At 46.8% G+C, this 13,858-nt stretch carries 14 protein-coding genes; 5 read left to right on the forward strand and 9 right to left on the reverse strand.

Annotated elements, in window-relative coordinates; translation table 11 throughout:
* Positions 1 to 46: 46 nt before the first annotated feature.
* The 3 genes from rpmI to A8709_RS28105 all read right to left on the reverse strand — a co-directional run bounded on the left by rpmI (position 47) and on the right by A8709_RS28105 (position 2,244).
* Positions 47 to 250, reverse strand: a complete 204-nt coding sequence (gene rpmI / locus A8709_RS28095; protein WP_028553997.1) for a 50S ribosomal protein L35 — start codon at positions 248 to 250, stop codon at positions 47 to 49.
* A 32-nt stretch (positions 251 to 282) separates the two neighbouring features.
* Positions 283 to 783, reverse strand: a complete 501-nt coding sequence (infC, locus tag A8709_RS28100) for a translation initiation factor IF-3 (protein ID WP_056609101.1) — start codon at positions 781 to 783, stop codon at positions 283 to 285.
* A 225-nt stretch (positions 784 to 1,008) separates the two neighbouring features.
* Positions 1,009 to 2,244, reverse strand: coding sequence for a glycosyltransferase family 2 protein (locus A8709_RS28105; protein WP_065857526.1), 1,236 nt, complete (start codon positions 2,242 to 2,244; stop codon positions 1,009 to 1,011).
* 686 nt (positions 2,245 to 2,930) lie between these two features.
* Here A8709_RS28105 and A8709_RS28110 point away from each other — a divergent pair.
* Both A8709_RS28110 and A8709_RS28115 read left to right on the forward strand, forming a co-directional pair.
* Positions 2,931 to 3,458, forward strand: coding sequence for a phosphatase PAP2 family protein (locus tag A8709_RS28110; RefSeq protein WP_065857528.1), 528 nt, complete (start codon positions 2,931 to 2,933; stop codon positions 3,456 to 3,458).
* Positions 3,459 to 3,461: 3 nt separating this feature from the next.
* Complete coding sequence (locus tag A8709_RS28115; RefSeq protein ID WP_065857530.1) at positions 3,462 to 4,583, forward strand: MGDG synthase family glycosyltransferase; 1,122 nt, start codon at positions 3,462 to 3,464, stop codon at positions 4,581 to 4,583.
* A gap of 81 nt (positions 4,584 to 4,664) precedes the next feature.
* Here the strand turns inward: A8709_RS28115 and trmB are convergent, their stop codons facing one another.
* Together trmB and A8709_RS28125 are read right to left on the reverse strand one after the other, a co-directional pair.
* On the reverse strand, positions 4,665 to 5,435 hold the full coding sequence (trmB, locus tag A8709_RS28120; RefSeq protein ID WP_065857532.1) for a tRNA (guanosine(46)-N7)-methyltransferase TrmB: 771 nt from the start codon (positions 5,433 to 5,435) through the stop codon (positions 4,665 to 4,667).
* 161 nt (positions 5,436 to 5,596) lie between these two features.
* A complete protein-coding gene (locus A8709_RS28125) occupies positions 5,597 to 6,289 on the reverse strand; it encodes a WGxxGxxG-CTERM domain-containing protein (protein ID WP_065857534.1) in 693 nt (230 codons plus the stop codon).
* 262 nt (positions 6,290 to 6,551) lie between these two features.
* On the opposite strand from A8709_RS28125, the gene mnmL reads away from it, so the two are divergent.
* The 3 genes from mnmL to A8709_RS28140 all read left to right on the forward strand — a co-directional run bounded on the left by mnmL (position 6,552) and on the right by A8709_RS28140 (position 9,338).
* The gene (mnmL, locus tag A8709_RS28130) at positions 6,552 to 7,520 is read left to right on the forward strand and encodes a tRNA modification radical SAM protein MnmL/YtqA (protein ID WP_065857536.1); all 969 of its coding nucleotides are present in this window, start codon (positions 6,552 to 6,554) and stop codon (positions 7,518 to 7,520) included.
* A 203-nt stretch (positions 7,521 to 7,723) separates the two neighbouring features.
* Complete coding sequence (mnmM, locus tag A8709_RS28135) at positions 7,724 to 8,296, forward strand: tRNA 5-(aminomethyl)-2-thiouridylate-methyltransferase MnmM (protein WP_065857538.1); 573 nt, start codon at positions 7,724 to 7,726, stop codon at positions 8,294 to 8,296.
* A 76-nt stretch (positions 8,297 to 8,372) separates the two neighbouring features.
* Complete coding sequence (locus tag A8709_RS28140; RefSeq protein ID WP_065858674.1) at positions 8,373 to 9,338, forward strand: type I phosphomannose isomerase catalytic subunit; 966 nt, start codon at positions 8,373 to 8,375, stop codon at positions 9,336 to 9,338.
* Positions 9,339 to 9,421: 83 nt separating this feature from the next.
* On the opposite strand, the gene A8709_RS28145 is transcribed toward A8709_RS28140, so the two are convergent.
* From A8709_RS28145 to A8709_RS28160, 4 genes are all read right to left on the reverse strand, one after another.
* On the reverse strand, positions 9,422 to 10,924 hold the full coding sequence (locus A8709_RS28145) for an IMP dehydrogenase (protein ID WP_065857540.1): 1,503 nt from the start codon (positions 10,922 to 10,924) through the stop codon (positions 9,422 to 9,424).
* A 189-nt stretch (positions 10,925 to 11,113) separates the two neighbouring features.
* Entirely contained in the window at positions 11,114 to 11,539 is a 426-nt protein-coding gene (locus A8709_RS28150) for a pyridoxamine 5'-phosphate oxidase family protein (RefSeq protein ID WP_065857542.1), read from the reverse strand.
* 120 nt (positions 11,540 to 11,659) lie between these two features.
* Positions 11,660 to 13,423, reverse strand: coding sequence for a B12-binding domain-containing radical SAM protein (locus A8709_RS28155; RefSeq protein ID WP_065857544.1), 1,764 nt, complete (start codon positions 13,421 to 13,423; stop codon positions 11,660 to 11,662).
* Positions 13,424 to 13,562: 139 nt separating this feature from the next.
* Entirely contained in the window at positions 13,563 to 13,787 is a 225-nt protein-coding gene (locus A8709_RS28160; protein WP_065857546.1) for a hypothetical protein, read from the reverse strand.
* Positions 13,788 to 13,858 lie beyond the last annotated feature (71 nt).

Below are 13,858 nucleotides of genomic sequence, written 5' to 3' on the forward strand. Positions count from 1 at the left end.
CTCCTGGGATATATAAATGATGTTCGAATATTAAGCTACGTTACAATTAACCTTTGATAAGAGACAGTTGTTGTTGCAAACGACGTACATCGCCAGGAGCCATTGTTGGGTTCGTGGACAATACGCGTTTTTGTTTGGATGATTTACCGGAAAGTAAGTGGTTCTTACCTTGTTTGTATCTCATCACTTTGCCTGTGCCAGTGATTTTGAAACGGCCTTTCAAGCTGCTGTGTGTTTTCATTTTCGGCATGGTGTTTGTTCCTCCTAATTTAGTATACTCGCCTAAGTTGTCGCTTTCGGCGTTAAGATCATGATCATGCTTCTTCCCTCAAGCTTAGGAGCACGCTCCTGCGAGGAAATCTCAGCTGTTTCTGTAGCAAGACGCTCAAGAACTTTGCGACCAATCTCTGAGTGCGCGATTTCGCGACCACGGAAACGAACGCTAGCTTTGACTTTATCGCCTTCGCCAAGAAACTTAACTGCGTTGCGAAGCTTCGTTTGGAAGTCATGTTCATCGATCGTCGCACTCAGGCGAATCTCTTTGATATCCACGATCTTCTGGTTCTTACGAGCTTCTTTTTCTTTCTTTTGTGTTTCATAACGGAACTTGCCGTAATCCATAATGCGGCAGACAGGCGGCTTCGCCGTCGGTGCAACGTTTACTAAATCAAGGTTCGCGTCAAGTGCAATTTGAAGAGCTTCGCGTATCGGCGTTATGCCGAGTTGTTCTCCGTCCGCCCCGATAAGGCGTACTTCTTTCACACGAATCTCGTCATTAATCATATGGTCTTTGCTAATCGTGTTCCACCTCCATAAAGTATGTAGCTCTCTTCCAATATAAAAAAGATGCGGGCACAGTGGGCCCACATCTTCATCAATAACAGGTTCATAACAAACCCATTGAATGTACATGATGATTCATTCAGACCAGCCAACGTCGCGTTAGTCAGGTGAGAAGCGGGCGCTTCTGCTTTACTTGAAACATATTATCATCTCATTCTAGAAAAGTCAACTAACTTGTTTGCTTTTCATCTCATCCAAGCGAATAACGCGTGTATGCTCTGTATGGCTCCATTGTTTGTTGTTCTGCGTGAAGAACGCATAGAACGTAATAGGCAACCAAGACAGTGTGAAAATTGGGTAAAGAAGAATATATTTATACGTCTTCTTATGTGCTTTCTCAATTAGCATCGCCAATGGGATCAATACATATACCGCCAAGCTAAGCGAATTGATGATGACTGGATTAATATGAACCAGGGACGATTGATCTAAAGCACTCGTCGTTATGGATCTGATCCATAGCATCACCGTTAGAATAGCACCGAAGAAGAAATTGTAAACATTCGCCGAATAGATCGCAGCATCAATTTTCATCCAGCTGCCTTGTTTAATCCCTTGCCATAGCAATGGGAAGAAGAATCGTTTGGCCACTTCAAAGTGTCCTTGCATCCAGCGTAGACGCTGCTTGGCAGAGGCTGTGAACGTTAGCGGCTTCTCATCGTAGACACGCGTTTCATAGTTGTACGTCGGTTTAATCCCCATTTGAACACACATCATGGAGAACTCAAGATCCTCTACCAAGCTTGTTGCCCGCCAGCCAACTTGCTTGAGTAAAGCGGAGTCGAAGCACATGCCCGTTCCACCAAGATAATTGGCAAGCCCCAGATTCGAACGAGGCGTTTGGACAAAACGGTTGGCATAGAAGAACGAAATGGCGAATGAACCTGTAATCCAAGAATCGTTCGGGTTCTTCGTATCCAGATAGGCTTGGATCACGCGCGAGCCTGAGCAAAGATCATTGTTCATGTGAGTCAAATAATCAGGGCTAACCAGGTTATCTGCATCGAACATCACGATGCCGTCATACTGACGCTCCCGCTTCCAAAGCTCCTTGAGCATCCATTCGATCGCATATCCCTTTCCTCTTAGGTTCGGGTTATGACGTTCCATCGCGTACACGCCATGATGGCGAGCAATATCAGCCGTGTTATCCGTACAGTTGTCACAAATCACGAAGATGTCGAACATTTCCTTCGGATAGTCCAAGGTCTTCAGATTCTCGATCAATGCGCCAACAACTTGTTCCTCATTGTGAGCGGCGACCAATACAGCGAACGTTTTCTGTGGAGCAAACATTTTTTTGTTTTTGGGACGATACCATCCAAAAAAAGTTAAAAACAACTGATACGCACCGATCAGACCCAAAAATACTTGAACGGCAAGCATAATCTTGTCAAGCATGAAGCAAAGTCCCCCTTTTTTTATGCACGACAGCTCTCTTTTTATATGCCTTGTGCTTTTATGTACAGGCCATTCTGATTAACATATTACGAGTAAAACAAGTCGTTTTTGATTTTCCTCTCTTTCCCCCTGTTTGTCAAAGTCTGCAAACTTCGAAAAAGCGCCACTTCTTTGTAATTTGGGAGGTTCGCACACGCCGAATAGAGCATGCGCTTGAAATCGGTTCGAAAATGTCTTGTTTTCATCGTTTTTCATTTATTGTGTACATAATGTTCACCATTTAGACGAACAACCATCATTCCAATGGGAATCTGACTAAATTATAAGTCACTCCATCTCTTTCTTACAAGTTTTGCTTGATTACCCTGTTAATGGATAACGATAATCCACCATAACAACATTCGCAGCCATGAGTCGCTAAGAGTCCGTCGCCCGCGATTCGGCAGTCTAAGTGTAGGATCATTAGGTTAGATCCTTGATATTCGGGGTAAACTAACAAGAAAAACCTGTGAATTCAAGCAGATTCAAGGAATATGTGTCATCCTAACATAGAAAGATTAACGCAAGATTAGTGCTACATTAATTTGATTTTATGAATATTTATTACACCGTTAATCTTCCTCTAATAATTCCTCGTTACACTATGAGTAGATAGGAAATTCAAATTATGAAGGAGGCAGCTACTCATGAGCAGAGTCGTACATTGGCTACAGGATCATGAAACACGTCTGTTCCACTTCGTCAACCAACGTATCCAACACAATTTCCTCGATGCTTTTTTTACGAAAATCACACATTTAGGCGGTGCTACTGCATCCATCATGCTCTCGTTGTGCTTAGCCATCTTCGGTCACGGCTCTCTTCGTATCGCTGGTATTCAAGCACTGATTGCCCTGACGATTAGCCATATCCCTGTTGCCATTATGAAGAAAAAATATCCTAGACTCCGCCCTTATCTCGTACATCCCCAAACCATTACGTATAAAAATCCATTAACCGATCATTCATTCCCGTCTGGTCATACTACAGCGATCTTCTCAGTCCTTGTTCCCTTAGCTTTTGCCTTACCCGTTCTTGGACTCGTCCTTATGCCTCTTGCGTTACTTGTCGGCCTATCGCGCATTTATTTAGGGCTGCACTATCCATCTGATTGTATCGTGGGATGTTTATTAGGAACGTCAGCGTCGCTAATTACTGTCGCATTCTGGGGGTAAATGATGGAACCTGTTTCACAGAAAAAAAGAGTGCTTATTCTATCTGAAGGCTTCGGGGCTGGGCATACACAGGCAGCCTTCGCCTTAGCTGGCAGCTTGGAGCAGCGCTGCGTTTCCATCGAAACACGCGTTGTAGAGCTCGGTTCCTTCTTACACCCAACGCTTGCACCTTGGATTTTCAGCGCCTACAAGAAAACCATCTCAGCACAACCCAAGCTTTATGGGCGATTGTACCGATCACAGTATCAGAAATCGCTCAATCCTTTGACCCAACTGGCCTTACATCGGATTTTCTATGCACAAACAGCAGCTATGATAAGGGATTGGGAGCCACATGCTATCGTGTGTACGCATCCTTTTCCCAGTGTCGTTGTTTCGAGGTTGAAAAGAGCTGGCTTACACACGCCGCTGTGCACCGTCATCACCGATTACGACGTTCATGGAACTTGGGTAAGTCGCGAGGTTAATAAATACATGGTGTCTTCGGAGGATGTTAAACATAAGCTGTTGGTGCACGGTGTCGCGGCCGCACACGTCGAAATTACAGGCATTCCTGTTCATCCCAGCTTCCGTGAAGTGCATGATAAGACTTTGATTCGACAGCAATTTCAATTAGCACCACTCCCTACTGTGCTCATCATGGGCGGAGGTTGGGGATTAATTGGCGGGGACTCTCTAAGTGAACATCTCGTTGCGTGGAGAGACCGGATACAGTTTATTTTTTGTCTGGGGCAAAATGAGAAAGCCTTAGCGAAGCTGGCAGCAGATCCGCGATATGTCCATCCGCATATCCATTTGCTCGGTTTCTCACGTGAGATTGATAAGCTCATGGAAGCCTCTGACCTGCTCGTTACGAAGCCAGGCGGAATGACATGTTCGGAAGGACTCGCCAAGGCGATTCCTATGCTGTTCTATGATCCGATTCCAGGCCAAGAGGAAGAGAATGTGCACTATTTTACAAAACACGGCTTTGGAGAACCGATTCAATCCTCGGATACGATCTCGCATTGGCTGACCATGCTAGCTAGCCGCTACTCCGACGTGCAGGCCTCACGCGTATCGAACAAGAACAGAAATTTACCCGCAGGCGATGGTTCTGAAGTAATCCTGCAAATGCTGGGGTAGGAGCAACATACCATAGAAAGTAAAAAACAGACTATCCTTGCTGCTGAAGAGCGCAACACGGAAGAGTCTGTTTATTTGTTCTTATTCCGCTGTTTCATCGGAATCTGTCGATTCAGCGGCAACGGCGGATGCAGCAGCATGCTGCAATTGCTCTTGATGTGCGGATAGCGCGTCCTGTCCGATCACAACTTCACACCGGTGAATGTTCATGCCTTGTCCAGCGAATTTTGTTTCGTATTCTGTCATCACGTGATCAGGATGAATACCATCCACATGAAGATTTAATGAAATATTCCGCATTCTGAGTCCCATATCGGCAAAGGAATTCAATGAGAATTCAAATAAGGATTGCGAATCCGTTTTCAAATGAATCTCGCCTTTGCTGTTCAGGATTTGTTGATATTTCGACACAAATCCAGGATGAGTCAAACGTCTGCGTGCATGCTTTTTCTTCGGCCATGGATCGCTAAAATTCAAATAAACACGTTCCAACTCGCCTTCAGCAAAAGCTTCCTCAATATGCTCAATGTTGAACAACATGAGTCTCAAATTCGGTATGCTGAGCACCCCATCTTCGTCCTCAGTCGTTATCTCATGAGCAACTTTGGCTTTTTCACTTGCCTTACGAATGAGTTCGTCATACATATCCACACCAATGAAATTGATATTTGGATATTTCTTGCTCATTGTACTAATAAACCGCCCTTTACCCATCCCAAGCTCGGCATGAATCGGGTTATTGTTTCCGAATAACTCGGCCCATTTGCCTTTGTAGTCCTTGGCATTTAATACGACGAGTTCCTTTTGACGTTCAATATCTTCTCTGATTCCTTTTCTACCCCGTAAACGCATTATCGATTTTCCTCCTACACGTACATGCTTTCGAATACAAATCATAGTCGATTCTATAAAAAAAATCAAAGCTTTCCTTAGATAGAGAGCTAATACTATCTTCTATTTGAAAGAAAGCACCCTCCACTATAATGGAAGGTGCCCCTGATCATCCTGATCGTTTATTTATAGCTTTCATCTCTTCTTCTATTACTGCTTCGCAGACCAGCTAAGCCTAATAGACCTACTAGGCCCAACCATCCCCAACTCATCCCATTGGATTTAGTCGTAGTTGTAGAATACGCTCGATAATTATTACCATAAGTGCTTGGAGGGGTAGTTCCGATACTTTTTGTACTCATTCTGTCAACCATGTTCGCGCTGCGATCTACGCCCCGCTCGACCATATTCGCTCCGCGGTTAACACCTCTCTCAATCGCATTAGCGCCTTTATCCACTGCACTCGTCCCGTTGATATGTTCCATGACACCTGTTCCCCTTGTCGTAGTCCCATATCCTGGGTAAGCGGTCGGCGTAGTCCGATTTCCCGGATAAACACCTGTCGTCCCGTTTCCGCTAAAGTTCTGAGTGCTAACTCCCGTTCCTCCTAGATTCATCCCAGGAGATGTTGCATCATAATTACTTCCTGTGTAGGTACTTCCTGTATAACCCGTTGGTGTCGTAGTCCCCGTTGTCCCCATTGTTCCTGCACCCGTTGTCGCTGTTGTCCCCAATGTCCCAATTGGTGACCCCGTTCCCACTGCATTCCCCGAATCCATATTCATGCTCATCGTACTAGCCTGAGCGCTTGCCGCCCCCATACTTAAAGCTGCTGTTAATGCTACCGCCAAAGTTATCGTACGAAACTTTTTCATGTAGTCAATTCCCCTCTCAGCTCGTAATTGTGGTGCAAAGTTATCATGCTCCCTTCTGGACGGATTTATCGGGGGACTTCTTGGAAAGGCAGGGGTCGCTTTCATGCGTAAATTTCGCTACAATATAAGGTGCATAGAATAGTCAGTAGAGAAACAGAGCTATTGAAAGCAAAGCAATGCAGCATTCAGAGCCTACAGAATACAGATTTAAGAATGCGCAATAATGAAGAAAGCAAAGCAACAGATAGAAAGGATAAGACCTATGTCTACAATGATTCAGGAATCTCCTCAACTTTGGGGCGATAAACGTTTCCATACATGGAATTATGAAATGCGCGAGGTCCTTGGCGGCAAGGTATTTAAGGTTATGCTGGATGCCGGCTTCACCTGCCCGAATCGTGATGGCAATATTGCAACAGGCGGTTGTACCTTCTGCAGTGCACGTGGATCAGGCGATTTTGCAGGAAGCCGCCGCGATGACCTTGTCACACAATTTAATAAAATCCGGGATTTGCAGCATCAAAAATGGCCCGATGCCAACTATATCGGCTATTTCCAAGCCTACACGAACACCTACGCGCCTGTTGAACAGCTGCGTGAATATTATGAAGTGATTTTGCAACAACCAGGCGTTGTGGGATTATCGATCGCCACGCGGCCAGACTGTTTGCCCGATGATGTTATTGAATATTTGGCTGAGTTGAACCAGCGCACCTATTTATGGGTGGAAATGGGGCTTCAAACCGTCCACGAATCGACCTCGGAGCTCATTAATCGCGCTCATGATACGAAATGTTATCTGGATGCTGTCGCCAAGCTGCGCAAGCATAATATCCGGGTCTGTGCACACATTATTTACGGCCTGCCTGGTGAGACGCATGAAATGATGCTTGATACCGGAAAAGCAGTGGCTCAGATGGATGTGCAGGGAATTAAAATTCACTTGCTGCATCTCATGCGCAAAACGCCAATGGTAAAACAGTACGAAGCAGGCTTGCTTCAATTCTTGGAAAAAGATGAGTATGTGAAGCTGATCGTGGATACCTTGGAGATTCTTCCACCTGAGATGATCGTTCATCGACTTACTGGGGATGCGCCTCGAGATCTATTAATTGGACCGATGTGGAGCCTCAAGAAGTGGGAAGTATTGAACGCTTTCGATAAGTTGTTGTTGGAGCGAAATACATGGCAAGGGAAGTATTGGACGGGGAAAGTAGAAGCTAATGCTTAGCACTTGAGCTGATCATAAAGTAAAGTTTTAGACGGAACTGATAATACGGAACGTGGTTCCGTTATTTCTTAGGCTATTTCTTCTAGTTCCCAGTAATTAGGAACCTGCGCCAATTTTCGGGGCAAATAGCGTCCTCTCGTTCCGTATTTCCTGGGAAATTAGCGAAAACCGTCAGAAAGCAATCATTTGGAGGCACGTTACACATGGGATTTGTTTCTGTTCTGAGTTATGTACACCAACTCATCGCGCAGCGCGTCCAACCCGGCGACACGGCCATCGACGCCACGCTCGGCACAGGCGTTGACGCCGCGTACCTAGCGAAGCTCGTAGGCCCGCGCGGCAGCGTGTACGGCTTTGACATCCAGCAGGCTGCGCTGGATCAAACCGCGCAGCGTCTGGCGAAAGAGCAGCCAGACGCCTCGGTACACATGAGCTTATGCAGCCATGCGCTCATGGAAGCGGCGGTGCCGCAAGACCGCCATGGCAAGGTCGCCGCGGTCACCTTCAATCTCGGCTACCTGCCGGGAGCCGATACAGCTGTAATCACAGAGCAGGAATCCACTATTCCTGCTCTTGAGGCTGCGCTCCGCCTACTGCGCAAAGGCGGGATCGTCACCATCGTGCTGTACAGCGGGCACGATGGCGGCTCAGAAGAAGCCGCAGCGGTCGAACGCTGGGCGGCACAGCTTCCGCTCGCAGCGTTTCAAGTGCTGCGGTATCAATTTGCTAATCGAAGCGCCTCCGCGCCGTATCTCTTAGCTCTAGAAAAAAGATAGCCACATGATATAATGCTAGAGAGTAATTATCATAGGCTTCTTACATAGAAGAGACTTGAAGAAAGTAGGGATCGTTGTGAAATCATACCCGCTTCAATTTCAACCTGAAATGAAAGAACGTGTTTGGGGGGGCCGAACACTTGAACGATTTGGTTTCCAGCTGCCGGAAGGTGCCATTGGCGAAGGCTGGATGATCGGAGATCACCCTAACGGAACTACGAAGGTCATCAATGGTGAACTGGCAGGTCTAGGTTTAGATGAAATTCGTGAGAAATACGGCAAAACGCTCTTTGGAACGAAAGGATTTTCCGAAAAGAATGGTCGTTTCCCGCTTCTGATCAAGCTGCTTGATTGTGAAGACGATCTATCCGTACAGGTTCATCCAAATGATCACTATGAAAATCTCGCTGCTGGCGAACTAGGCAAAACAGAAATGTGGTATATTCTCGATGCAAAGCCCGGCGCCAAAATCATCTATGGCATGAAAGAAGGCGTAACACGGGAAAGCCTAGCAGAAGCCATCGCGGAGAACCGCATCATGGACTGCTTGCAAGAAGTGCCAGTCGAAGCTGGCGATTCCTTTTACATACCTGCAGGAACAGTTCATGCGCTTGGCGCAGGTGTTCTTGTAGCCGAAATTCAACAAAATTCCGATACCACATATCGGTTGTATGACTATAACCGTCCAGGCTTGGATGGTAAAATGCGTGAACTACACATCGAGGATTCGCTCAATGTGATCGCGTACGAAGGTTCAGGCTCCACGCGCATGAAAACCGATTTGACCGAAGCTGGTACATGGCTGACGCTCGCGTCCTCTCCTTTTTTCACCGTGGAAAAAGGTCTTGTAGGCCCGCAATGGGAACTCACCACTACCCCTGATAGCTTCGTGATCCTTGTAATCGCGGACGGGAACGGAACGTTGCAGTGGGCTGACGGTCAAATCGCAACGAAACCAGGCGACTGCTTCTTGCTACCTGCTGATTTAGGGAGCTACTCGCTTGAAGGCAGTATGACGGTAATCCGCAGTTATTTGCCATAAGAAACCGATATTGTGATAAAAAAAGCTCTCTGATAGCGCCGCGTTTGACGGGCACTGTCAGAGAGCTTTTATATTGTGCTAGCCTAGCTTTCTTCCGAAAGGCTGCTTTCTTTCAAAATGACGTCATGCGCCCCACCCTCAACAAGGGATGTCGCGGAGACAAGTGCGATTCTCGCATTCACTTTCAACTCGTCCAATGTCAAGGAACCACAGTTGCACATCGTCGATTTGATTTTACCCAGCGTCTTGTCCAAGTTCTCTTGCAGACTTCCCGCATAAGGCACGTAAGAATCTACGCCTTCTTCGAATAGAAGCTTGCTTTTGCCGCCAGTGTCATAACGCTGCCAGTTACGTGCACGATTGGAACCCTCGCCCCAATACTCTTTCACGAAGTTATTACCGACTTTAAGCTTTCTAGTTGGACTCTCATCGAAACGAGCAAAATATCTGCCCAACATCACGAAGTCAGCACCCATCGCCAATGCTAGTGTAACGTGGTAGTCGTGTACAATACCACCATCGGAACAGATCGGAATATAGATCCCTGTTTCTCTGAAGTATTCGTCTCTCGCTTCCACAACCTCCATCACAGAGGATGCTTGGCCGCGGCCAATCCCTTTTTGTTCCCGCGTAATACAGATGGAACCGCCGCCGATCCCTACTTTAATAAAGTCAGCACCCGACTCTACAAGATAGCGGAAGCCTTCGCGGTCAACGACGTTACCAGCACCAATTTTGACATCAAAATTCTGCTTCACGTATTGCACCGTCTCATGCTGCCATTCGCTGTAACCATCAGAGGAATCGATAACAAGGATGTCTACGCCTGCTTCAACAAGTGCAGGTACACGCTCCGTATAATCCTTCGTGTTAATACCCGCGCCAACGATGTAACTTTTGTTTTTATCAAGAAGCTCCATCGGATTTTCTTTGTGCTCATCGTAATCCTTACGGAAAACAAGCGTGTCCAGCTTCCCATTTTCATCTACGATCGGCAAGCAATTCAGCTTATGATCCCAGATCAAGTTATTCGCCTCTGATAGAGAAATGCCTGAGTTCCCATAAATTAATTTCTCGAATGGTGTCATGAATTCCGAAATCTGACGATCCAGTGGATCACGGCTTCTGCGATAGTCACGACCTGTTACAATCCCCACCAATTTTCCGTTCGCTGTGCCATCATCGGTGATCGCAACGGTGGAATGCCCCGTCTCTTCTTTCAAAGCAAGCACATCACTTAACGTATGCTGAGGTGTCAGGTTAGAGCGGCTTACAACGAAACCAGCCTTGTAGCCTTTTACCTTGCGCACCATCTGTGCTTGTTCTTCAATCGACTGTGAGCCAAAAATAAATGAAATCCCGCCACTACGCGCCAAGGCAATAGCCATTCCATCATCAGATACGGCTTGCATGACAGCAGAAGAAAACGGGATATTCAGTGAGATCGCAGGCTCCTCACCTTTATTAAACTTCACTAGCGGGGTCTTCAGCTTAACATTTGCCGGTGTACAATCCTTCGTCGTTAGATTAGGAATCAACAGAAATTCACTAAACGTACGCGATGGTTCCATATAATACGTAGCCACTTTACATTTTCCTCCTAATATAGGGATCTTTGGGTGTAGCTCAAAGTCTCTCCTTTTCGAGATCCCTGAGCGTAACTCAAAATCTCTCCTTTGATTGATCCATAGGTAAATTTTTTCAATCTTATCACTGAACCTCGCCTATGGTCAATGGTTTTTTTAGGGAAATGTTCAGTTGGCTGCGATGCCGGCTTATTTCTTCCAAATCTGTGGTTCGGAACCTTTGGTCGTAAACTCAATATAGGTCGGCAAAATATCCATCACCACATAGTTTGGATCATGCGGACCCTCGAACCATTGCTTCATGTCATCGTTCCATAGCTTCTCGCGAAGAGCATTGTCGGATGATATGGTGGCTGTAGCCTGAATTTGCAAAATATTTGGTGTCGACTTCCCATCATACCCCACTAGAATGTTCACATTGGGATTTTCTTGGAGCTCCTCCACCTTATCTGTTTTCTTACTCGTCGTTAAATAAATCTCCAAGCCATCGTGAAACAAAGCCATGTAGCGCACTTTGGGCTTGTTACCGTCAATCGTCGCAAAGGAGCACACCTGATTGGCGTTCAGCACCTGGATGATCTGCTCTTCAAGTTGTGTGTTTTTCGTTTCAATCATATTTAGCTCTCCTTTCAGTCTGGGCATGCTTGAACTACCCTATATTACCCAGATTGAAGCGAGTTAAATCGCTCGGGGTGAAAAAAATCCCTCTCACGACAGCCGTGAGAGGGAGGATTGTTAGATCGTTGCCAGCTGTTGCAGCGGCATCGTGTAGTAGGACGCCGGCTTCTGTGCGTCCGGCGGGAAGTGCACGACAAGCAGCTCCTTGCTGCTTTCGTCGAGTTCGCCGCTTTGCAGATACGTCTGCAAAGCGAATGGCAAGACCTCAAGCATAGCATGCTTGTGGAGGTCTTTTTCGTTAATGCGGAGGCTCTGGAAGTCTCCGCTGACGAGCTCAGGCTGCTCCGCAACCAGCTTGAGGTACGCATTCTGCTCGGACTTCTCCAAAGTGAAGTCCCACCAGATTTTGCGCGGCTTATATTTATGGCCGAGGAAGTAATCGAGCTTCATCAGGCCTTCGATGATGTGCATGTTGGTTGTGCTGCGATGCATCAGGAACTCGCGCAAGCGAGTGAACAGATCCTCGAGCTGATGCCCGATCTTCTGCCAGCCGCGGCCTTCCCAGAAGTCGCCGAATTCTTGGAAGAAATCGAACGCCGATGCGAATTCTTTGGCGATTAAGTACTTCACCGTATGATCCATGCGGTGGGCGTTCCAATATTTCTCGAGCACATCCTCCACTCGCTTGATGCGAATCAAGTCGGTGAATGGCAGGATATCATTGCCGAGAATCTCGTAGGGCGCGTGATCCATATAAATATAGCCATATTTATGGGCATCGTTACGCATGCCTGTCCCGCGCAGCATTTTGAGGAAGCCGAGTTGAAGCTCTTCGGGTCCTAGCTCGAAAACATCATTAAACGTCTTACGGAACGAGTTGTAATCCTCTTCTGGAAGCCCAGCGATGAGATCGAGATGCTGATCGATTTTGAGGCTGTTTTTCACCTTGGATACGGTGCGGCTCAGCTTGAAGAAATTTTGTCTGCGCTGCACGAGGTCGTTCGTCGTGTCATTCGTCGATTGCACGCCGATCTCGAAACGGAACGTTCCCGGAGGGGCATTTTCAGCCAAATAGTCAAGAACCTCAGGGCGCATGATATCTGCGGTAATCTCGAATTGGAACACCGTGCCACGGTGATTCTGGATAAGAAATTCAAAGATTTCCATCGCGTAGTCCCGCTTAATATTAAACGTACGATCCACGAACTTGATCAGCTTCGCGCCTGAATCGATCAAGTACAGCAGGTCTGCCTTCGTTCGCTCCATATCAAAATACCGCACACCCACCTCGATGCTCGACAGGCAGAATTGGCAAGAGAACGGACAGCCGCGGCTTGTCTCGAAATAGACAACGCGATTCGCAAGGCTCGGCAGATCTTCCTTAAAGCGATGCGGCGACGGGATATCATCCAGCTTCAGCTTCGGTCTGCCCGGCATGAGAATCACCTCTTGCTCCTTGCGGTAGGCAACGCCGTAGACGAAATGGTATTTGCGCGTCGTCGAAATCTCTGTCAGCAATTGGTGGAAGGTCTCTTCCCCTTCGCCCATGACGATGAAATCCACCTCAGGGATGCGCTCCATCCAGTAATCCGTGTCATACGAAACCTCAGGTCCACCAAGGACGATGATGAGTTCGGGACGGATTTTTTTGATCATTTTGATAATGTTAATGGTCTCTTCGATGTTCCATATGTAGCAGGAAAAGCCCAGCACATCTGGCGCCTTCTGATAAATGTCAGAGACTACATTCATGACGGGATCTTTAATCGTATATTCGGATATTTCAACATCAAAATCCTTCTCGCAGAACGCTTTGAGATAGCGTAAAGCTAAGGAGGTATGAATGAATTTGGCGTTCAGTGTGGATAAAAGTACGTTCATATGGAAAAAACCTCGTTCTATTCTGGGTTATCGTGCCTCTTAATTCTACACGAAAAACGAGGAAATACAAAGGCAGGGACTCCCATTGGGAGTGGAGAACGGAAAACAAGGAGCAAATAATTCTAACCAATAGGAAAAATCAAAGTACCATGTCGTCGTCCATATGCGGGTCTTCATAAGGGAACTGCAAATAGGATGCCTCTTCGATTGCATTCTTCCATCGTTCGGCGTGGGAGTAGAGCTGTTGCTCGACCTCTTGGATTTTCTGATGGATTTCGCCTGCAGATTCAGCTGGTTCACGCTGCAACGCTTGTTGCAAAGTCGTGCGTTCTTCGAACCACTGTGTTAATTGGTATAAAAGCATGGGGGCCCCGCCTCTCTCACATGATAGGTTATATTTGCTAGTGTTCCCCGAAGTGAGGGGGCGTATTCGGG

It is taken from the genome of Paenibacillus pectinilyticus, from assembly GCF_001700435.1.
Lineage (GTDB): Bacteria > Bacillota > Bacilli > Paenibacillales > NBRC-103111 > Paenibacillus_E > Paenibacillus_E pectinilyticus.

Coding starts and splice junctions, on each gene's coding strand:
- rpmI (WP_028553997.1), bottom strand. CDS start 250: ATGCCGAAAATGAAAACACACAGCAGCTTGAAAGGCCGTTTCAAAATC.
- infC (WP_056609101.1), bottom strand. CDS start 783: ATGATTAATGACGAGATTCGTGTGAAAGAAGTACGCCTTATCGGGGCG.
- A8709_RS28105 (WP_065857526.1), bottom strand. CDS start 2,244: ATGCTTGACAAGATTATGCTTGCCGTTCAAGTATTTTTGGGTCTGATC.
- A8709_RS28110 (WP_065857528.1), top strand. CDS start 2,931: ATGAGCAGAGTCGTACATTGGCTACAGGATCATGAAACACGTCTGTTC.
- A8709_RS28115 (WP_065857530.1), top strand. CDS start 3,462: ATGGAACCTGTTTCACAGAAAAAAAGAGTGCTTATTCTATCTGAAGGC.
- trmB (WP_065857532.1), bottom strand. CDS start 5,435: ATGCGTTTACGGGGTAGAAAAGGAATCAGAGAAGATATTGAACGTCAA.
- A8709_RS28125 (WP_065857534.1), bottom strand. CDS start 6,289: ATGAAAAAGTTTCGTACGATAACTTTGGCGGTAGCATTAACAGCAGCT.
- mnmL (WP_065857536.1), top strand. CDS start 6,552: ATGTCTACAATGATTCAGGAATCTCCTCAACTTTGGGGCGATAAACGT.
- mnmM (WP_065857538.1), top strand. CDS start 7,724: ATGGGATTTGTTTCTGTTCTGAGTTATGTACACCAACTCATCGCGCAG.
- A8709_RS28150 (WP_065857542.1), bottom strand. CDS start 11,539: ATGATTGAAACGAAAAACACACAACTTGAAGAGCAGATCATCCAGGTG.
- A8709_RS28155 (WP_065857544.1), bottom strand. CDS start 13,423: ATGAACGTACTTTTATCCACACTGAACGCCAAATTCATTCATACCTCC.
- A8709_RS28160 (WP_065857546.1), bottom strand. CDS start 13,787: ATGCTTTTATACCAATTAACACAGTGGTTCGAAGAACGCACGACTTTG.